The sequence below is a fragment of the Mordavella massiliensis genome, from assembly GCF_016902415.1.
GTDB classification, from domain to species: Bacteria; Bacillota; Clostridia; order Lachnospirales; family Lachnospiraceae; genus Merdimonas; species Merdimonas faecigallinarum.
In genome coordinates this window covers 33273-53547 of record NZ_JACJLV010000008.1, presented here as the reverse complement: position 1 = coordinate 53547, position 20275 = coordinate 33273, and the positions used below count along the sequence as shown (strand labels likewise).

The window sequence follows — 20275 nt, the reverse complement described above, 5'->3', positions numbered from 1 at the left end:
CTTATGAACAGACAGAAAATACAGGCATGGCTGAAGGAAAGAAATATGCATCTGATCACGAAAGATGATGACGCTGTGATCGCCGCGATTATCCGTGCGAATCTGGAACGATACCATCTGGATATCCCCGGGACGGCGTATTTCGATCCGGAACTGGATCATCTGAGCAGGTATTATGACAGCGGGTCAGAGGCGAGGACATACTTTATCCTGACGGAAGAGAGCGGCCGGGTGATCGGCGGGGTTGGGATGGAGAAGTTTTCAGGGTTTGATCGGTGTGCGGAAGTGCAGAAGCTTTATGTGGCAGAGGGCTGGAAAGGCCGGGGATATGGGAAACTCTTAATGAAAACGATAGAGGAATATGCCAGGGCCGCAGGTTTTCGTAGATTGTACCTTGAGACGCATTCCAACCTGGAAGTGGCCATGAGGATGTATGAAAAGTATGGATTTCATTTGATCGGGCGGCCTGAGAGCGTAGTGCACAGCACCATGGACCGGTTTTACATGAAGGAACTATAATAATGAATGAAAAGGAGAGGAAGGCATATGATCAATTATTCAGAAGATCAGGAAAAGCTGTATCATCTGCAGGTGGGAAAGGGAGATGTGGGGCGCTATGTAATCCTACCCGGCGACCCGAAGCGGTGTGCAAAGATCGCAAAGTATCTGGATGATGCCAGATTGATAGCGGACAGCCGGGAATTCGTTACATATACGGGGACACTGGATGGTGAAAAAGTCAGTGTTACCTCCACCGGAATCGGCGGACCATCGGCGTCCATTGCCATGGAAGAACTGGTGATGGCCGGGGCAGACACTTTTGTGCGGATCGGCACCTGTGGCGGAATGCAGCTGGATGTTATGGGCGGCGACCTGGTGATCGCGACCGGAGCCATCCGTATGGAAGGAACCAGCCGGGAGTATGCGCCGGTGGAGTTTCCGGCAGTGGCGGATATCCAGGTTACGAATGCACTCATTCGAGCAGCAAAAGAAATGGGACATACTTATCACACCGGAGTGGTGCAGTGCAAGGACTCTTTCTATGGACAACACTCTCCGGAGACAAAACCGGTGAGTTATGAGCTTTTGAATAAATGGGAGGCATGGAAAAGACTGGGATGCCTGGCATCAGAAATGGAATCGGCCGCGCTGTTTGTTGTGGCAAGCAGTCTGCATGTCCGCGCCGGCTCTTGTTTCCTTGTGATGGCCAATCAGGAACGGGCGGCAAAGGGGCTTGACAATCCGGTTGTTCACGATACAGATGCGGCAGTGCGGACAGCGGTAGAGGCCGTAAGGAATCTGATCCGGGAAGATCGGAGAAATTAAGGTTTTGGAAAATAACAGGACGGAGAGGATACAATATGACAGGAAGTGATTCTGTGAATATTTGGATTGGCAAAGAAAGGATTCAGGAACTGATCCGGGAGGCAAAAGAGCAGATGACCCGTGCCTATGCGCCATATTCTCATTTTAAGGTGGGGGCTGCGCTACTGACAAAAACAGGAAAAATTTACACCGGATGTAATATCGAGAATGCGGCATATACGCCGACAAACTGTGCGGAACGGACGGCATTTTTCAAAGCAGTCAGCGAGGGGGAACGAGAATTTGCAGCAATCTGCATTGCAGGAGGTATGGACGGAAAGATTACGGATTATGTGGCTCCTTGCGGAGTATGCAGACAGGTAATGACAGAGTTCTGCTCACCAGAAGAATTTCAGATCATTCTGGCGAAAAGCGAAAAAGACTATCAGATCTATACATTGAAGGAATTGTTCCCGGCAGGATTCGGACCAGAAAATCTAACAAAGGGGACGGGGGATTTCTAGAAATCCCCCGTCCCCTTTGCAGGCGGCAAGAGGAATAATCCCCGAAATGTGGATAACCAGTGTGAATTACACATGGATAAAATGTGGAAAAAATGATATGAATCAATAGGGGACGGGGGATTTTCAGAAATCCCCCGTCCCCTATTGATTATGAATTTAAATCTTCTGTTACAGATTTGAGATTCAGGAAGTTGGTCAGGTAATCGCTGGTTCCTGTCTTGGCGTCTGTTCCGGACATGTTGAATCCGCCGAAGGGGTGCTGCAGGACAACGGCTGCAGTGGATTTGCGGTTGAAGTAGAGGTTTCCTACCTGGAATTCTACTTTTGCCTTCTGGATATGTTCTCTGGTCTCACTGTATACAGAGCCGGTCAGCCCGTATTCTGTCTGGTTGGCGATAGCCAGAGCTTCGTCAAAGGAATCTACTTTTACAACAGCAAGCACAGGCCCGAAGATCTCCTCGTTGGCAATCCTTGCGTCTTTGTCCACATCACGGATTACGGTCGGGTCAATGTAGAAGCCTTCGGTATCGCTGTAGGTTCCGCCGTAGACGATCTTGCCTTCTTTGCGGCCTACTTCTATGTAGCCGGTGATGCTGTCATATGCGGCCTGATTGATGACCGGACCCATAGGAGCGTTGCTTGCGCCGCTTCCCTGATGTTCTTTTAAGTCTTTGGCGCATTTTACGACTTCTTCTACAAATTCATCATAGACATCGCTCATTACTAATGCGCGGGAGCATGCGGAGCATTTCTGTCCCTGGAAGGTAAATGCAGAGCTTGCCACACCTGCGGCTGCTTTTTTGATGTTTGCAGTGGAGTCAACGATGATAGCGTTCTTTCCGCCCATCTCTGCAACCACGCGTTTCAGCCAGATCTGGCCGTCAGCTACTTTGGCTGCTTTTTCGTTGATCCTGCATCCTACGGCTTTGGAACCGGTGAAGTTGATAAAACGGGTGCGTGGATGCTCTACAATATAATCGCCGATCTCTGAGCCGGAGCCGGGGATGTAGTTGATGGTTCCTGCCGGGAATCCTGCTTTCAGACAGAGCTCAACGAATTTGTATGCTACGATCGGTGTGTCAGAAGACGGTTTGCAGATCACGCTGTTGCCGGTAACCAGAGCGGCGGTGACCATGCCTCCGCAGATAGACAGCGGGAAGTTCCACGGCGGGATGATAGCGCCTACACCGATAGGGATGTAGATACATTTGGTCAGTTCATCGGTAGGAACCAGTTCCAGTCCTTTGTCCAGGTTGGCCATATGCATAGCGTAGGAGTTAAAGAAGTCCAGCGCTTCGCAGAGTTCTCCGTCTGCTTCGCCCCAGTTCTTGCCGCTTTCTTCCACATTCCATGCGTCCAGGATGAAACGGTTTTCTTCGATCAGTCTGGTCAGGCGGCGCAGGCACCGGATCCGTTCTTCAGCCGGTGTGCGGCTCCAGGTTTTAAAAGCTTCGTCTGCAGTCTGGATCGCTTTATCTGCAAGCTCGCGGCTGCAGGAGCAGGCATATCCAAGGACTTCTTTTGTAGCGGGAGAAAGAGAAGTGATCTTTTTCTCGGTCTCAATCTTTTCACCGCCGATGATCAGAGGATAAGTTTTTCCCTTTTCTGCATTTACCTGCTGGAAAGCTTCTTCCAGTTTCCGGCGGTTTTCTTCTACAGAAAAATCAAGTTCCACTGCATTTTTAAATCCTTTTATCATTGCATTGTACCTCCTAAATATAATTTCAAAACGAATCCTAACAGGGGGATCCTGATAGAAGTCTGTTCCAAGTATAGCAAAAAAGCCGCTTTAACACAATAAAAAATTAAAATATTAAAGTTGTGCCGGAATCTCTGATCTGTGACAGGAACTTTTCCGCGATCGGAGAGAAGACCTGATATTTCTTCCATATAAGATACATTTTGTTCTCAAGCGGCGGATCAAACGGAAGAAAAACGAGACTTGCTGAGAAATAGGAGTATCTGTTTTTCTAAGTTTTTGCTATAATAGGGGAAAGGCTTTTTGAGCCGGAAAATGTAGGAATTCTTATCAAAGAGTAGAAGTCAGGAGGGGAGAAAGATGGACAGATGTCCCTGGTGTACCTGCAATGAAAAAATGATCCGTTACCATGATGAAGAATGGGGCGTTCCGGTGTATGACGACCAGAAACAGTTTGAGTTTCTTATGATGGAGGTCATGCAGTGCGGACTAAACTGGAACATGATGATTCAGAAAAGAGAAATTTTCCGGGAGTGTTTTGACCGGTTTGATTACAATAAAGTGGCCGAATATCAGGAGGCAGAGATAGAAAGAATCCTGAACACAGAAGGAATGATCCGTTCCAGAAGAAAAATTGAAGCCGTGATCCACAATGCCAGGTGCTTTCAGAAGATCCGGGAAAAATTTGGATCTTTCAGCGACTATATCTGGGGATTTACCGGGGGAAAAACCTATCTCTATACCGGACATCAGAAAGGAGAGATCCCTGCAAGAAACGGGTTGTCAGACCAGATCAGCAAGGATCTGAAAAAAAGAGGCCTGAAATACATGGGATCGATCACTGTATATTCCCATCTGCAGGCCTGCGGCATCATCAACGATCATCTGGAAAGCTGCGGGCGCTACCGGGAACTTCTGGCTGTTACCGATGCGGTAAAGAAGCGAAGAGACAAGGAGTGAGGAATATGAAAGTAGAATTAAGAAAATGGACGATGGACGACTGTGCAAGAATGGCTGAGATCTGCACTTTGCTGGACCGGTCTTATCTGTCGGATCAGCTTCCTGATCCCTATACAGAAGACAGCGCGGCCTGGTGGATCAATATGGCGTTGGAAAAAGAAGGAAAGGAAGGAGTCTTCCGTGCGATCCTGGCAGATGGAACGGTGGTAGGAAACATTTCCGTAGAACGGAAACAGGATGTATACCGGCAGGATGCGGAGATAGGATATTTCCTGCTGACAGAACGCTGGTCAAAAGGAATCATGACAGAGGCTGTGCGAAAGATCTGTCAGGAAGCGTTTGAACAGCTGGATATTATCCGTATCACAGGACTGGTATATGCTCCCAATATTGCTTCCCGGAGAGTATTGGAAAAGAACGGATTTGAACTGGAAGGGGTGCTGAAAAACGGAGTTCTGAAAAATGGAGCCGTTTATGATCTGTGCATTTACGGGAAACAGAAGGAGCCGGCATAATATTTAGATTTAGTAAAAGGATGAAAAAGATGACAGAACGAGAGAAAATGCTTGCCGGAATGTTATATGACTGCGGCGATCCGGAACTTTTAGAACAATGGCATAAAGCCAAAAATCTGGTGCGGATTTATAACAATCTTCCATCTGAAGATCTGGAAGGAAAAGACAAGATCCTTGGAAGCCTTCTGGGCGGGAAAGGAAAAAATCTTTGGATCACACCGCCTTTTTATGTAGATTATGGGAACAATATTTATTTTGGCAACAATTGCGAAGTGAATATGAACTGCATCTTTCTGGATGACAACAAGATCCATATCGGTGAAAATGCACTGATCGCTCCGAATGTTCAGATATATACGGCGTTTCATCCGACGAATGCTGTCGATCGTTTTGGAGAGCCAAAGGAGGACGGATCCTTTGAATTCTGCAAGACACAGACGGCACCGGTTCATATCGGAGACAATGTGTGGATCGGAGGAGGCGTCATCATTCTTCCCGGCGTGACGATCGGCAATAATGTAGTGATCGGAGCGGGCAGCGTTGTGACCAGAGATATTCCGGATGATGTGGTTGCTTTTGGAAATCCTTGCAGAGTTGTGCGGGAGAATAAGAAACATGTGCAAGGAGGAGACCAGCTATGACAGAGACGACTCTATTTATGGATCATTTTTATATTCTGGATGACGGGCGGGTGCGGCAGTTTCTGATCGCCGGAGAACGAGGAGGATTATAATGGGTATGGACGAGAAGGCAAGACTGGATGCGTTTGAAAAAATGTTGCATGCGATCCGGGAAAATTATCAGAATACGGACCAGAAAATGAAACGTCTGAAAGAAGAGGGAAAAGAAAAAACTGCGACTTACCGCCAGCTTATGGGAAATAAAATGCAATATCAGAATATGCTCTCTTTGTATCAGATATACGGATTGACAGACGAAGAATAACAGTATCTGGAAGGGGAAAAATGAGGTATCAGGAGAACGAATTAAAAGATATTTGGAAAACAGAAGAGGAAATGGCACATATCAAAGGTTGGGATTTTTCTCATATCCATGGCAGATATGAAGAAGAGAATGACCTGCCCTGGAATTATAAAGATGTTTTGAGGCAATATCTCAGGGAAGATGCGGATATTCTGGATTATGACACTGGTGGTGGAGAATTTTTACTATCGCTGAATCATCCATTTCATCGAACAGCGGCAACAGAAGGGTATCAGCCTAATGTAGAATTGTGTCGGGAAAAATTGCTGCCACTGGGAATCCAATTTAGGGAATGCAGTGACCCCTCTGCGATTCCGTTTGAAAAGGAATCCTTTGATCTGATTATCAACCGTCATGGGGATTATGATGCGTCGGAAATTTACAGACTTTTACGCAAAGGCGGGATATTTGTGACGGAACAGGTTGGTGGAGACAATGACAGGGATCTGGTGGAAATGGTTTTGCCGGGGACGCCTGTGCCATTTCCCCTCCACCATTTGGAGGAACAAAGTAGAGTGTTTGAAAAAGCGGGTTTTGAGATTTTGAGGGCTGAAGAAGCATATCGGCCGATCATTTTCAATGATATCGGAGCTTTCGTCTGGTTTGCTCACGTCATCGAGTGGGAATTTCCGGGGTTTTCTGTAGACAAGTGCTTTCAAAGGTTACTGAAAATGCAAGAGTCCATTGAACGGGAAGGGAAAATAGAGGGGACGATCCATAGATTTTTGCTGGTTGTCAGAAAATAGACGAGGGAGAATGAGCATGAAGAAAGTGATGGTGATCGGATGTCCCGGAGCGGGAAAGAGCACTTTTGCCAGAAAACTTCAGGAACTGACAGGGCTTCCACTGTATTATCTGGATATGATCTGGCATAAACCGGATCGCACCAACATTTCCAGAGAAGAATTTGACCGACGTATCCGTGAGATCGTCAGCCAGGATGCCTGGATTATCGATGGTAATTACAACCGGACGCTGGAACTGAGGATGCGGGAATGTGACACCGTGTTTTTTCTGGATTATCCGCTGGAGGTCTGCCTGGAAGGGGCAACTTCCCGCATCGGAAAGGAACGGGTGGACATCCCCTGGAAGGAAGAAGAATTTGACGAAGAGTTCCGGCAGTGGATCCTGGATTTTCCGAAAGATCAGCTGCCGGAAATCTATGCGCTGTTGGAGAAATACAGGGGCAGCCGGGACATTTATACTTTTCGGAGCCGGGATGAGGCAGAACAGTATCTGGAGAGAGAAAGAAAAAGGAAAATGGGATAAAAATGGATGTTTTACAGTTATGTGAGAGGATTGGTATACAGCCTGAAGTAAAGCTTCGGATAGAAAAAATACTTTCAGAGACGGATTTTGCCTTCCTGGAGGATATCAGGCAGGATTTCTTTGAGTATGAAAAAATGAAAAGCGTACACACCAGGCTGGAACAGAAGCTTTCGGACGACAAAGACCATATGAAAATGCTGGTCTGCATGCTGAAGGTTGCAGCGGATTCTTATGAGGTTTACAGCAGGAAGGGGATCGAGCCTTCCGTTTACACTGCTACGATGAAATGTTTTCCCAGGTTTCTCAAGGAGACATATGAGAGGACAGGAAGATATGAATTCGACAGATACTGGTGGACGGCCCGACAGGCCGGATGTCATGAGTTCCGGATCGGAGCCCTGGAGTATGAACGAAAGCTCTTTGATGACGGCCCTGGAATAGCGGTTCATATCCCGTCAGATGCGGATTTTTCTCCGGAATCTGTGGAAAAATCTTTAAAAGAAGCGAAAGATTTTTTCGGGAAATATGAGCCGGAGATGGAAGGATGCGAATATCGCTGTCATTCCTGGCTTTTGGATCCGCAGTTAAAGAACATGCTGCCGGAGGACTCGAATATCCGGAAGTTTCAGGAGCGATTTGAAATCTATGATCCGGGAGAACCGGGACGTGATTTCCTGGAATGGCTCTTTCAATGCCAGGATGTCCCGGAGACAGAGTATAGGAATCTGCCGGAGAAAACATCCCTGCAAAGGAACGTAAAACAGCATATCCTGGCGGGCGGAAAGATATATATTGCCTGCGGGAGATTAAAGTAAGAAGGTGTGCGAATGAAAAAAGAGAAAAACTGCCGGATCAGGGCCATGACAGAAGAAGATCTTGATTCGGTAGCGAAAATCTGGCTGGATACCAATGTGGAAGTCCATTCTTTTATTCCGTCAGAGTATTGGAAGGGAAATCTTACCTCGGTAAAAGGAATGTTTTTACAGGCTGAGATGTATGTCTATGAGGAAAACGGAGAAATTCTGGGATTTATTGGACTGGATCAAAGCTATGTTGCAGGGATTTTTGTAAAAAGCCAGTACAGATCTTTGGGAATCGGCAAAGCTCTGCTGGATTTTGTGAAAGAACAGAATGAAGAGCTGACACTTCATGTCTACCAGAAAAATGAAAAAGCAGTTCATTTTTATAAGCGAGAAGGATTTCGGATTCAGCGGAAAATGACAGATAAAGATACCAGAGAAGAAGAGTATCTAATGGAGTGGTCAAAAGGATCAGGAGTGGAAGATCATGCACAGATTCTGCTTCGTACCGCCAACCTTTCGGATGCACCACGCCTTCTGGAAATCTATGCGCCTTATGTGACGGATACCGCCATTACATTTGAATATGACGTGCCCACAGTGGAAGAATTTCGGGAAAGGATGGAAAGAACCCTGGAAAAATATCCTTACATTGTGGCTGTCAGAGACGGTCGGATCATTGGTTATGCCTATGCGTCTGCCTTTGCAGAGCGCGCTGCATATGGATGGTCCGTGGAATTGTCCATCTATGTGGATATGGAGGAACGCCGCAGCGGAGCCGGAAGAAAGCTTTACGACGCACTGGAGACGATCCTGAAGGAGATGCACATTCTGAACGTGAATGCCTGCATTGCCTGCCCGAAGGAAGAAGATGAGTATCTGGACCGGAACAGCGTGCAGTTCCATGAACATATGGGATTTCGCCTGGCAGGTGAGTTCCATGACAGCGGCTACAAATTCGGATGCTGGTATAACATGGTCTGGATGGAAAAAATGATCGGGGAACATACGGATCAGCCCTTGCCGGTTCTGACATTTTCACAGGTGAAAGATAAAGTTACAGGAAGAATTCTGGCAGAATAAGATCAGGAGCAGAAGTATAGACGGAAGGGAGAAAAAAGCATGGGTCTTACAGAAGCATTGAAACAGGTGTTATATGAGCAGGGCGCAGACCTGGCCGGAGCCGGTGATATGACAGGTATCGGGAACTGCAGGTATCCGGTAGGAGTCGCGGTGGCGGTTGCCCTTCCGAAAAAAGTGGTCCGCGATCTGAAAGATGGACCTACGGTGGAATATTATCATTTGTACGATGAGTTAAACAAGAAATTAAATCAGATCGTCCTGGCAGGGGAGGCGTTTTTAAAAGAACGGGGATTTCAGGCTTACGCACAGACCACAGACCGGGTAAAGGTAAATGACGACTATGTCTCGCCGGTTCCCCACAAGACCGTGGCGGCAAGAGCAGGCCTTGGCTGGATTGGGAAGAATTGTCTGCTGGTCACGCCGGAGTACGGACCGGCAGTCAGGATCTCTTCTTTATTCACAGATGCTCCCCTGGAAACGGAGGAGCCCTACACAAAGTCCAGGTGCGGGAAGTGTACAGCGTGTGTTCAGAACTGTCCGGCAGGAGCGTTAAGAGGAACCTTCTGGGAGGCCGGAATGACAAGAAATGAGATCGTAGACGTAAAAAGCTGTTATGAAAAACAGCTGGAGATTATGTATGAACGGACCGGGATCCGCACAGATCTTTGCGGGAAGTGTTTTGCAGTGTGCAGGTATACCCGAACACAGGATTGAACATCCTGTCCGGCCGTGGTAAGATGAAGACAGTATGAGGAAAGGACATAACATACATGAAAGCTGATAAGAAAGAGACTTTAAACAAACTGAGAACATCACAGAATCTTTACCTGGTATTTTCTCTGTGTTCCCGGATGCCGTTTGTCTATTGCGATCCGGAAACCTTTGATGATCAGGTGCTCTTATATTTTGATAAGGAGACGGCGGAGAAAGAGATCCAGACATTGTCGGATGCAGGGGAGCGGGTCCAGCTCATCGAGATGAAAAATCAAATGTTTCTGCCCTTCTATACGGGACTTTTTCCTATGGGCGTTAATGCGCTTCTGGTGGATCGTGGGACGGATAGCGAGATCTGTGTCCAGCTTACGGAACTGGTGCGCCGTCAGGATGAGGAGAAGCTGCCCGAGGGACAGATGCGGATTGAGAATCCGCAGATGCATTTGACAGCTTTGTATTTCGTACAGGAATTTCGCAAAAAAGACGGCGGGAAAATGACGGAAAAACTGCAGGAACTGAATGATGAGATGCTGGCGCATTTCCAGAAAGGGCGCTATATCGTAGCTATGCATGAAAAAGAGGGAATCCCGGTGCTCAAGCAGAAAGATGGCAAGACATATCAGCCGGTGTTTACCGATATCCCGGAGTTTCGTAAGTTTGATAAGGAGAAAAAATTCAAGGCTTCCGTGGTTGAGGCGTCCAAGATCCCGGATATTATCCTGAACGGAGTATCCGGTGTAGCGGTCAACCCGCTGGGAGTGAATATCATTTTAAACATCAGGAAAAGTCCGGCAAGACAGCAAAAGGAGGATACTCATGAGGAAACAGTTTAGCGAGGAAGAGGAACGCCGCCGTATGATGGAAGGGAAACTCTATCTTCCCACAGGAGAGGAGCTGCTTGCGGATCAGGCAGTCTGCCTGGAACGCCTGTATGAGTATAATCATACCAGACCTTCCCAGAACGAGGAAAGGGAAGCGCTTTTAAAAGAAATGTTTGCAGAGATCGGCGAGGGCGTCTATCTGGAACCGCCGTTTCATGCGAACTGGGCAGGGCATCACGTACATATGGGGAAAAACGTGTACGCGAATTTTAACCTGACTCTGGTGGATGATGGAGAAATCTATATCGGAGACTATACTATGATCGGCCCCAATGTGACGATTGCGACAGCGGAGCATCCGGTCCTGCCGGAACTCCGGCAGGAAGCCTATCAGTTTAATATACCGGTGCATATCGGGAAAAATGTATGGATCGGCGCCGGAGTGATCATCCTTCCGGGCGTGACGGTGGGCGATAACACTGTGATCGGAGCCGGAAGCGTCGTGACAAAAGACATTCCGTCAGATGTAGTGGCAGTGGGAAATCCCTGCCGGGTATTAAGACCTATCGGAGAAAAAGACAGGATCTACTATTATAAAGATCAGAAGATCGATCTGTAAAGATGAAAAAAGGAGATGTTCGCCAATGGCAAAACGTGTATTTTTGATCGTTCTGGACAGCGTAGGGGCAGGAGCCGCGCCGGATGCTGACAGATTCGGTGACAGCGGATGCGATACACTGGGCACCTGTGTCAGAAGCGGGAAGCTGCAAGTTCCCACACTGGCTGAACTCGGCCTTTATCAGATTGAGGGGACTTCTTTTCAAAAAACGAAAGAAGAAACGATCGGATGTTATATGAAACTTCAGGAACAGTCGGCCGGAAAAGATACCACAGTGGGACACTGGGAGATTGCAGGTGTAATCTCGCCAAAGCCGCTGCCTGTTTATCCGGAAGGATTTCCGGATGAGGTCATCCGGGAGTTTGAAAAAGAGACCGGCAGAGGAGTGCTTTGCAACCGACCTTATTCCGGTACGGAAGTCATCCGCGATTATGGAAGGGAACATCTTAAGACCGGGAAGCTGATCGTGTATACATCGGCAGACAGTGTCTTTCAGATCGCAGCTCATGAAGAAAAGGTTCCGCTGGAAGAACTTTATGCGGACTGCCGGATCGCCAGAAAGATCATGACAGGAGAACACGGAGTCGGCCGGGTGATCGCCAGACCTTTTGTGGGAGAATATCCTGATTTTACGCGGACGGTAAACCGCCATGATTTTTCCGTGGAACCCCCGAAGGAAACACTTCTGGATGCGCTGAAAAAAGCCGGAAAATCTGTGATCGGCGTAGGGAAGATCCATGATATTTTTGCCGGACGCGGGATCACGGAGACATTTCCCAATAAAGGAAATACCCGGAATATGGAGCAGACGCTGGAACTGATGGATAAAGAGTTTGAAGGCCTTTGCTTTGTAAATCTTGTGGATTTTGATATGATCTACGGGCACCGCAACGACATTGACGGATATGTGAATGCGTTGAATGAGGTGGATCCGAAGATCCGGCAGCTGATGGGAAAGATGCGCCGGGAAGATGTGCTGATCCTTACAGCGGATCATGGATGCGACCCCGGATTCCCGGGAACAGATCATACCAGGGAGTATGTGCCCTGTCTGTGTTTCGGCGAACATTTGAAAAAGGGATGCGGTCTGGGCATTCGGCACAGTTATGCAGACATAGCAGCCACGATTGCCGACATATTTAACATAAGTTTTCAGGGTGACGGAAAAAGCTTTTGGTCAGATATCACAGAAAATGTTGACGATTCCTACAGGTATCTGTTATAATTTCCTAAGAACAATGAAAACAGACCGAGTATTTTTAATGAATTGTGTGATTAATACAGGGCGTAGGCTTTTTAAGGCCTGCGTCCTGTGTTGGTTAGAGAGGTTTGTCAATGATTTGTCATAAGAGAGTGAAAAGGAGTGAAGATGTATGAGCAGATTGGAAATCGATTTGCCGAAAAGAGCGGAAGTCGTGATGGAAGGTCTCTATAAGGATCTGGAACGAAGAATCGAATCCAGCCCTCCGGGATTATGTCCCGTGGACATGGCCCGTGCGTTCCTGGAGCTCTGCCATGCCCAGACCTGCGGAAAATGTGTACCCTGCAGGATTGGTCTTGGCCAGCTCAACCAGTTTATCAAGGATGTTCTGGACGGAAATGCTACGATGGAGACGCTGGATGTGATGGAGCAGACAGCCAAGTCTATTATGGAGTCCGCAGACTGTGCCATTGGCTATGAAGCTGCAAGGATGGTTTATAAGGGTCTGATCGGCTACAGAGATGATTATGTGGAGCATATCCAGAACGGCCGGTGTACCTGTGCATACAGCCAGCCGGTACCCTGCGTATCCTTATGTCCGGCACATGTGGATATTCCGGGATATGTGGCTTTGGTGGGCGCCGGAAGATATGCAGACGCGATCCGCCTGATCCGCAAGGACAATCCGTTCCCCACAACCTGCGGCTTTATCTGCGAGCATCCCTGCGAAGCAAGATGCCGCCGGAATATGGTGGACGATTCCGTAAATATCCGCGGCTTAAAGCGGATGGCTGCAGATTATGCAGGCGAGGTGGATCCTCCGGCATGTGCGCCGTCTACAGGTAAGAAGATCGCGGTTCTCGGCGGAGGCCCGGGAGGACTTAGCGCGGCTTATTATCTGCAGCTGATGGGACATCAGACGACCGTGTATGAGATGCTTCCGGAGCTGGGCGGAATGTTGAGATACGGTATCCCGAATTACCGGCTTCCCAAGGACCGGCTGGATGATGACATCAAAGCAATCCTGAAGACAGGCGTGGAAGTAAAATACGGATTAAAGATCGGACAGGATATTTCAATCCAGGAACTGAGAGATCAGTATGACGCGGTACTGATCACCATCGGAGCCAGCACGGATAAAAAGCTGGGGCTGGAAGGGGAAGATGCGGACGGCATCCTTTCTGCGGTACAGTTCCTGCGTAATGTAGGAAAGAAACAGATTATGGATCTTTCCGGTAAACATGTGGCAGTTATCGGAGGCGGAAACGTTTCCATGGATGCGGTCCGCACAGCGAAGAGACTGGGCGCGGAGAAAGTCAGCATCGTATATCGCAGAAGAGTGGCGGATATGACAGCGCTTCCGGCAGAGATTGAAGGAGCGGTGGCAGAAGGTATTGAACTTCAGACTCTGAAAGCACCGGCTTCCCTGGATGTAGACGAAAACCATCATATCAGAGGTATTTATGTGACTCCGCAGATGGTCAGCGCTATCAAGGACGGACGTGCGAGCATCCGGCCTACCGGAGAAAAGGATATTTACATACCATGCGACGTACTGATCGTGGCGATCGGACAGAATATTGAGACCAAACACTTTGAAGAGGCCGGCATCCCGGTAGCCCGCGGCAAGATCGTAACCCAGAGCTCAGGCACCTTTGAGAACATGCCGGGTGTATTTGCAGGCGGCGACTGTGCCAGCGGACCGGCATCCGTGATCAAGGCGATCGCGGCGGCCAAAGTCGTAGCGGCAAACATCGATGAATATCTGGGATATCATCATCAGATTTCCTGTGATGTAGAGATTCCGGAGCCAAGTCTCCATGACCGCACACCTTGCGGAAGAGTAAACCTTACAGAACGCGAGGCCTGTGAGAGAGTCTGTGACTTCGACGGCGTGGAAAACTGCATGACAGAAAAAGAAGCAAAACAGGAGGCATCCAGATGTCTGCGCTGTGATCACTTCGGATTCGGAATATTTAAAGGAGGCAGAGAAACATTATGGTAAATCTTACAATAGATGGAAAACAAATATCTGTAGAAGAAAACACCACCATTATGGAGGCTGCCAAACAGAATGGCATTCCGATCCCCAATCTTTGTTATCTGAAAGGGATCAATGAGATCGCAGCCTGTCGTGTGTGTGTGGTAGAAGTAGAAGGAAAAGACAGACTGGTTACGTCCTGTAACAATGTGGCACAGGAAGGCATGGTGATCCATACCAACAGCCCCAGAGTGCGTCGCGACAGGAAGACCAATGTGGAACTGATCCTGTCCCAGCATGACTGTCAGTGTGTGACCTGTGCAAGAAGCGGAAACTGCAGTCTCCAGACAATAGCCAATGACTTGAATATTATTGACATTCCTTTTAAAAAAGAGCCTAAAAAGATGCCCTGGAATAAAGACTTCCCGCTGATCCGGGATTCTTCCAAATGTATCCAGTGCATGCGCTGTATCCAGATCTGTGAAAAGGTACAGAGTATGTGCGTATGGGATGTGGAGGGCACCGGTTCCAGAACGAATGTGAATGTGGCAGGACATAAGACTATTGAAGAAGCAAACTGCGTACTTTGCGGCCAGTGTATTACCCACTGTCCGGTAGGCGCGTTGAGAGAGCGGGACGATACAGAGCAGGTATGGGAAGCAATCGAGGATCCGGAAAAGATCGTAGTAGCCCAGGTAGCTCCTGCAGTGCGTACCGCATGGGCAGAAGAACTGGGGCTGACTCCGGATGAGGCTCCAGTAGGAAAGATCCTGGATGCATTAAAGAAGATGGGCGCAGATTATGTATTTGACACCACCTTCTCTGCAGACCTGACGATCATGGAAGAGGCCAATGAATTCGTGCAGCGTTTTGTTACAGGCGAGTTTAAAGAGCGTCCCATGTTTACCTCCTGCTGTCCGGGCTGGCTCCGGTTTATCAAGTCCCAGTATCCGCATCTGGTGAAACAGCTGTCTACGGCGAAATCGCCGCAGCAGATGTTTGGAGCGGTGATGAAGACCTATTTTGCAGATAAGCTGGGAGTTGCGCCGGAGAAGATCTATACGCTGTCCATCATGCCCTGCGTGGCAAAGAAGGGCGAGCGTGAGATGGAGATGTTTTATGAAGAATACGCGGGCCATGATATTGACGCGGTACTGACGACCAGAGAACTGGCGAAAATGATCCGTTCCGCTCATATCAGTCCGGAGACACTGGAAGATATCGAAAGTGACCGACCGATGCAGGAAGGCACCGGCGCAGGCGTGATCTTTGGAGCGACCGGAGGCGTAATGGAAGCAGCGCTTCGTACAGCTTACTATATCCTGAAAAAGGAAAATCCTCCGGCAGATGCCTTTAAGATGGTCAGAAGCCCTGGATTCCAGGAAAACCACGGGGTTATGGAAGCAGAACTTGCTATTGATGATATCACTGTACGGATCGCTGTAGTCAGCGGACTGGGAAATACCAGGAGACTGCTGGATATGATCGAGCGCGGAGAAGTGCACTATGATTTCGTAGAAGTGATGGCCTGTCCCGGCGGCTGCGTAGGCGGCGGCGGACAGCCAATCCACGACGGCGAAGAGTGGGCCTTTGACCGGGGCAAAAAGCTGTACTGCCTGGATGAAAATGCAGATCTTCGGTTCTCTCATGAGAATCCGGATATCAATCAGTTATATGCGGAATATTTTGGAGAGCCCAATTCTCATAAAGCGCATATGCTTCTGCATACCGATCATCTGGAAGCTATGGCAAAGACCGGTATCGGATATAAATAACAGTTAGAAATTAGAGCAGGAAAGAAGGGCGTTCCCCATGACAGGGGAGCGCCCTTTTCGCATATATTTTTTTATGCCTGTTTTTTCCTGATGTAAATGCGGAAGCTTTCGTATTCTTCCGTTGCCTTTGGAAGCGGAATGCCGGCGCGCATCAATACATCACCGGGATATTCCTTTCCATCAATCTCATAGATACCATCCGGATCCAGTCCGCGAAGTCTGGTCCAGCATCCGGGGCCGTTGGGACGGATCTGTAAAGCTACGATACAAAGAAGCGCTTCGCTCCTGTCCTCAGCAGCAAACTGCCAGCAGTGATAGTCCTTGGTTTTCAGAGGATCTGTCAGGCGGTAATAGTTGCCATACTGGATCAGGTCATAGTATTTTTTGAATTCAAAGATCTGAGCCTTTACCACTTCTTTTTCTACAGGCGTCATATGGTTGACATCCAGTTCATATCCAAAGGTGCCGGACATGGCTACCGTTGCCCGGGTATTGATAGGAGCGTAGCGACCGGTCTGCTCGTTGGGGCATTGAGATACATGGGAGCCCACAGCGGAAATCGGATAGCAGAAGGAAGATCCGTACTGGATCGACAGCCGTTCGATGGCATCGGTGTTGTCGCTTGCCCAGATCTGGGGCGAATAGTACAGCATGCCGGCGTCAAAGCGTCCGCCTCCTCCGCAGCAGCCTTCGATCAGCATGTCCGGATAGCGTCTGCCCAGTTTGTCCAGCATATCATAAAGGCCGAGAATATACCGGTGTGTGACTTCTCCCTGCTGATCTGCAGGCAGAAGAGCACTGTAAATATCGGTAATACTGCGGTTAAAATCCCATTTCAGGTATTCAATCTTTGCAGAGTCCAGAACCTGGCACATCTGGCCGAAGATATAGTCGCGCACATCCTGTCTGGAGAAATCCAGAACTAACTGATACCGGGACCGGGTGGGAGCTTTCCCGGGAATCTGCAGCGCCCAGTCGGGATGCGCCCGGTAAAGGTCACTGTCTTCACTGATGCCTTCCGGCTCAAACCAGATGCCAAACTGCATGCCGAGTGCATGGATCTGGTCGGAAAGTTCTTCCAGCGTACAGCCAAGTTTTTTCTCATTTACGACCCAGTCGCCCAGGCCGGATACATCTTTATCCCGCTTGCCGAACCAGCCGTCGTCCATGACAAAGAGTTCAATGCCCATGGAAGCGGCGTCCCTTGCCATCTGCACCAGCTTTTCTCCGTTAAAATCAAAGTATACACCTTCCCAGCTGTTTAAGAGTACCGGTCTGCGGGCCTTTTTAAATTTCCCTCTGCACAGGTTGTTGCGGAAGGCTCTGTGGAAAATGTGGGAGAGATGTTCCAGTCCCTCTCCGGAGTAGGCCATGGCTACTTCCGGAGAACAGAAGGTTTTTCCCGGGTCCAGGCGGTAGTTGAAATTGCCGGGGTTGATGCCAAGAAGCAGCCGGGTCTGATTATAGGTATCATATTCGGCGCTTCCCAGGAAATCTCCGCTGTACAGGAAAGAGAAGCCATAGCAGTTTCCAAAGGTCTCCGTGGTTCTTTTATCGGAAAGGATCAGGAAAGGATTGTACTGATGGCTGGACATTCCGCGTGTGCTCCCGACAGATTGTACTCCGTGATGGATTGGAGCGCGCTGATAATTGCGCTCTTTGATGTGGCGCCCGTAAAAGGTGTGCAGATCAAATTCTCCGTGCAGATAGTCAACACAGGTACTTTGCACATTTTCCAGAAAAACAGGTTTGTCACTGTGGTTTTCAATGCGGACAGACCGGGTAATGATATCCAGGTCTTCCATAACTCCATAGTATAAATGCACATAAAAGGTTTTCCGGGTGTCCTCCAAAGTGATCACCAGAGTGTCGGCCTTGTTTTCTTCCATCTGGTAGATGGCCGGCAGTCCGGGGATGCTGTATTTTCCCTCCAGGACCTCATAACCCACATAGCGCAGTTCGCAGGAAGTGGTGCCGTCCGGATAGCATACTTTCAGGGCGCTGCCCCGGTAATCGCCGCTTCCGTAGGTGGGATACTCCTGCGGCAGAGCGTCCAGAGAATAGGTGCGCTCGTCGTCCACATCATAAGGGTTGCCGGAGAACCCGCGGTCCGCGTAAGTGATCAGATAGGAGTAATCAAAAACGGATCCCTTTTCGCCAAACAAGGTATGGAGTAATACTCCATACCTGTCTGCTTTCATCTGGTACATACTATGGTTTGTCTGTAATGTAAATACACGATTTTTAGTGTCAAGTAAGATTGCCATAAGTTTGCCCTCGTTTCAATGTTGATTCTGGTTATTTGACTGCACCGTTTACAACACCGTTCAGAATCTGTTTCTGGCAGATCACGTAGAAGATCAGGATCGGGATCAGCGCCAGCAGATAAGAGGCAAATGCCAGGTTGTAGTTGGTACCGAACTGTGTCTGGAAATTCAGCTGTGCCAGAGGCAGTGTGTTCTGTCCGGTACCGGCCATAATGATCAGAGGCGTCATTACGTCGTTCCATACGGCCAGTGCAGTGATGATCGCGACTGTCGCATGCATGGGCTTCATGATCGGGAAGATGATCTTCCAGTAGGTGCTCCATGTGGTGGCTCCGTCAACCTCGGCAGCTTCTTCCAGCGCGATCGGAATATTTACCAGGTATCCAGAGTACAACAGTACGTTCATCGGCATATAGAATACCACATAAAGGATGATTACGCCAGCCCAATTTGCAAGTTCCATCTCAGCGGTCTGTTTTGCCAGAGGCATCATCAGGATCGCGAACGGAACAAACATGCCGCTTACGATAAATAAGTATACGAATTTGTAAAATTTACTGTGCGCCCGGTTTCTTCCGATGGCATATCCCATCAGGGAGTGGATCAGTACGGAGAGAACTACGGTTACTACAGTGATCAGGATACTGTTAGTCAGGGAGCGCCAGAAATCTGTCACTTCCATGGCCTGTGAGAAATTGCTTAAACTGAAGCTTGCCGGAAGTGAGAGGATACCGGAAATGCTGTTTGTCATTTCGGACGGCTGCTTAAACGCAATTACAACAGCCATGTATAATGGAAAAACTACAGTGCTTAATCCCAGGATCAATAAGATCACAACAGTCCAGTTGGTCTGATTTCCAATTCTTGCTTTTTTCATTATAACTGCTCCTCCTTCCTGCTGGATATGGTCATCTGTGCGCCGGAAAGTACGACGATCACGATGAAGAAGATGACGGCGTTAGCGCTCTGGAATCCGAACTGTCCGCCTGACATACCATTGTTGTAGATCAGGTAGGAGATGGATTCGGTACTCTGTGCAGGACCGCCTTTTGTCATGGCCATGATCTGGTCGAATACCATCAGGAAGTTCTTGACACACAGAACCATGTTGATGGTAAAGAACGGGATGATCAGGGGGAAGGTCAGGTGGCGGAAGCGCTTCCATCCGGTGGCGCCGTCCAGGTCGCCTGCTTCGTACACATCTTCCGGTACGGTCTGAAGGCCGGAGATATAGATGATCGTGTTCATGGCAACTGCCTGCCAGCAGCAGACGATCACGATGGCGAACCATGCCAGGTTTTCATTGGAAAGCATACTCTGGCTTAAGGTCGGGCTTCCGATCATCTCGCCCAGCGCCGGGATGATGTAGGTAAACAGATACTGGAAAATGTAACCTACAACCAGCGCGCCCAGAACATTCGGCAGGAAATATGCCGCGCGGAAAAAGCTTTTTGCACGGATCTTGCCGTTCAGGCCAAGAGCCAGGATCAGGCTAATCACGTTGGTCAGAACTGTGGCGCAGATGGCCAGCTTAAAGGTAAACAGGTAAGAACCGCCAACGCGGGAATCACCAAACAGGTCAATATAGTTACGGAGGCCTACCCAGTCGTAGGAACCAAAACCTCTGAAGTTTGTGAAACTGTAGATCACACCACGGATCAGAGGGATGGTGTTAAAACATACGAACAATGCCAGGATCGGTATTGTGATCAACAGATACGTCCGTTTTTTATCATTTTTCATTCTATCCCCACTCCT

Annotated in this window: 21 protein-coding genes; 17 read left to right on the top strand and 4 right to left on the bottom strand. The window is 48.6% G+C overall.

Annotated features, from left to right (window positions below):
• Positions 1-3 precede the first annotated feature (3 nt).
• From H6A13_RS03880 to cdd, 3 genes are read left to right on the top strand one after another with little or no spacing between them, the layout of a single operon-like run.
• Positions 4-519, top strand: coding sequence for a GNAT family N-acetyltransferase (locus H6A13_RS03880; protein WP_204908306.1), 516 nt, complete (start codon positions 4-6; stop codon positions 517-519).
• 27 nt (positions 520-546) lie between these two features.
• Positions 547-1326, top strand: a complete 780-nt coding sequence (udp, locus tag H6A13_RS03875; RefSeq protein WP_204908305.1) for a uridine phosphorylase — start codon at positions 547-549, stop codon at positions 1324-1326.
• A 53-nt stretch (positions 1327-1379) separates the two neighbouring features.
• Entirely contained in the window at positions 1380-1829 is a 450-nt protein-coding gene (gene cdd / locus H6A13_RS03870) for a cytidine deaminase (protein WP_420827216.1), read from the top strand.
• Between the two features lie 148 nt (positions 1830-1977).
• Here cdd and H6A13_RS03865 read toward each other — a convergent pair whose 3' ends face one another.
• Complete coding sequence (locus H6A13_RS03865) at positions 1978-3528, bottom strand: L-glutamate gamma-semialdehyde dehydrogenase (RefSeq protein WP_204908304.1); 1551 nt, start codon at positions 3526-3528, stop codon at positions 1978-1980.
• A 360-nt stretch (positions 3529-3888) separates the two neighbouring features.
• On the opposite strand from H6A13_RS03865, the gene H6A13_RS03860 reads away from it, so the two are divergent.
• The 14 genes from H6A13_RS03860 to H6A13_RS03795 all read left to right on the top strand — a co-directional run bounded on the left by H6A13_RS03860 (position 3889) and on the right by H6A13_RS03795 (position 16250).
• Positions 3889-4488, top strand: a complete 600-nt coding sequence (locus tag H6A13_RS03860) for a DNA-3-methyladenine glycosylase I (RefSeq protein ID WP_204908303.1) — start codon at positions 3889-3891, stop codon at positions 4486-4488.
• 5 nt (positions 4489-4493) lie between these two features.
• On the top strand, positions 4494-5003 hold the full coding sequence (locus H6A13_RS03855) for a GNAT family N-acetyltransferase (RefSeq protein ID WP_204908302.1): 510 nt from the start codon (positions 4494-4496) through the stop codon (positions 5001-5003).
• Positions 5004-5032: 29 nt separating this feature from the next.
• Positions 5033-5644, top strand: coding sequence for a sugar O-acetyltransferase (locus H6A13_RS03850; RefSeq protein ID WP_204908301.1), 612 nt, complete (start codon positions 5033-5035; stop codon positions 5642-5644).
• A 91-nt stretch (positions 5645-5735) separates the two neighbouring features.
• Positions 5736-5948, top strand: a complete 213-nt coding sequence (locus tag H6A13_RS03845; RefSeq protein WP_204908300.1) for a hypothetical protein — start codon at positions 5736-5738, stop codon at positions 5946-5948.
• Between the two features lie 20 nt (positions 5949-5968).
• Entirely contained in the window at positions 5969-6733 is a 765-nt protein-coding gene (locus H6A13_RS03840) for a class I SAM-dependent methyltransferase (protein ID WP_204908299.1), read from the top strand.
• A gap of 16 nt (positions 6734-6749) precedes the next feature.
• A complete protein-coding gene (locus H6A13_RS03835; protein WP_204908298.1) occupies positions 6750-7256 on the top strand; it encodes a P-loop NTPase family protein in 507 nt (168 codons plus the stop codon).
• Between the two features lie 2 nt (positions 7257-7258).
• Positions 7259-8071 (top strand): acyltransferase domain-containing protein, encoded by an 813-nt coding sequence (locus H6A13_RS03830; RefSeq protein ID WP_204908297.1) that lies wholly within the window; start codon positions 7259-7261, stop codon positions 8069-8071.
• Between the two features lie 12 nt (positions 8072-8083).
• Positions 8084-9139: an N-acetyltransferase gene (locus H6A13_RS13475; RefSeq protein WP_204908296.1), complete on the top strand. Its 1056-nt coding sequence runs from the start codon at positions 8084-8086 to the stop codon at positions 9137-9139.
• A gap of 39 nt (positions 9140-9178) precedes the next feature.
• The gene (locus tag H6A13_RS03820) at positions 9179-9853 is read left to right on the top strand and encodes a 4Fe-4S double cluster binding domain-containing protein (protein ID WP_204908295.1); all 675 of its coding nucleotides are present in this window, start codon (positions 9179-9181) and stop codon (positions 9851-9853) included.
• Between the two features lie 56 nt (positions 9854-9909).
• A complete protein-coding gene (locus H6A13_RS03815; protein WP_204908294.1) occupies positions 9910-10686 on the top strand; it encodes an SseB family protein in 777 nt (258 codons plus the stop codon).
• Positions 10670-11293, top strand: coding sequence for a sugar O-acetyltransferase (locus H6A13_RS03810; protein ID WP_204908293.1), 624 nt, complete (start codon positions 10670-10672; stop codon positions 11291-11293). The genes H6A13_RS03815 and H6A13_RS03810 overlap by 17 nt, the downstream gene beginning before the upstream one ends.
• A 25-nt stretch (positions 11294-11318) precedes the next feature.
• Positions 11319-12518, top strand: coding sequence for a phosphopentomutase (locus H6A13_RS03805; protein ID WP_204908292.1), 1200 nt, complete (start codon positions 11319-11321; stop codon positions 12516-12518).
• A 148-nt stretch (positions 12519-12666) separates the two neighbouring features.
• Positions 12667-14499 carry an NAD(P)-binding protein gene (locus H6A13_RS03800; RefSeq protein ID WP_204908291.1) on the top strand — a complete coding sequence of 611 codons (1833 nt, stop codon included), beginning with the start codon at positions 12667-12669 and terminating at the stop codon, positions 14497-14499.
• Entirely contained in the window at positions 14493-16250 is a 1758-nt protein-coding gene (locus H6A13_RS03795; RefSeq protein ID WP_204908290.1) for a [FeFe] hydrogenase, group A, read from the top strand. The genes H6A13_RS03800 and H6A13_RS03795 overlap by 7 nt, the downstream gene beginning before the upstream one ends.
• Positions 16251-16321: 71 nt before the next feature.
• Here H6A13_RS03795 and H6A13_RS03790 read toward each other — a convergent pair whose 3' ends face one another.
• Genes H6A13_RS03790 through H6A13_RS03780 form a run of 3 tightly spaced genes read right to left on the bottom strand, consistent with a single transcriptional unit; the run spans position 16322 to position 20260 of the window.
• Positions 16322-18517 (bottom strand): alpha-galactosidase, encoded by a 2196-nt coding sequence (locus tag H6A13_RS03790; RefSeq protein WP_204908289.1) that lies wholly within the window; start codon positions 18515-18517, stop codon positions 16322-16324.
• A gap of 31 nt (positions 18518-18548) precedes the next feature.
• Positions 18549-19394, bottom strand: coding sequence for a carbohydrate ABC transporter permease (locus H6A13_RS03785; RefSeq protein ID WP_204908288.1), 846 nt, complete (start codon positions 19392-19394; stop codon positions 18549-18551).
• Complete coding sequence (locus H6A13_RS03780; RefSeq protein WP_204908287.1) at positions 19394-20260, bottom strand: carbohydrate ABC transporter permease; 867 nt, start codon at positions 20258-20260, stop codon at positions 19394-19396. Before H6A13_RS03780 ends, H6A13_RS03785 begins: the two co-directional genes overlap by 1 nt.
• Positions 20261-20275: the final 15 nt, after the last annotated feature.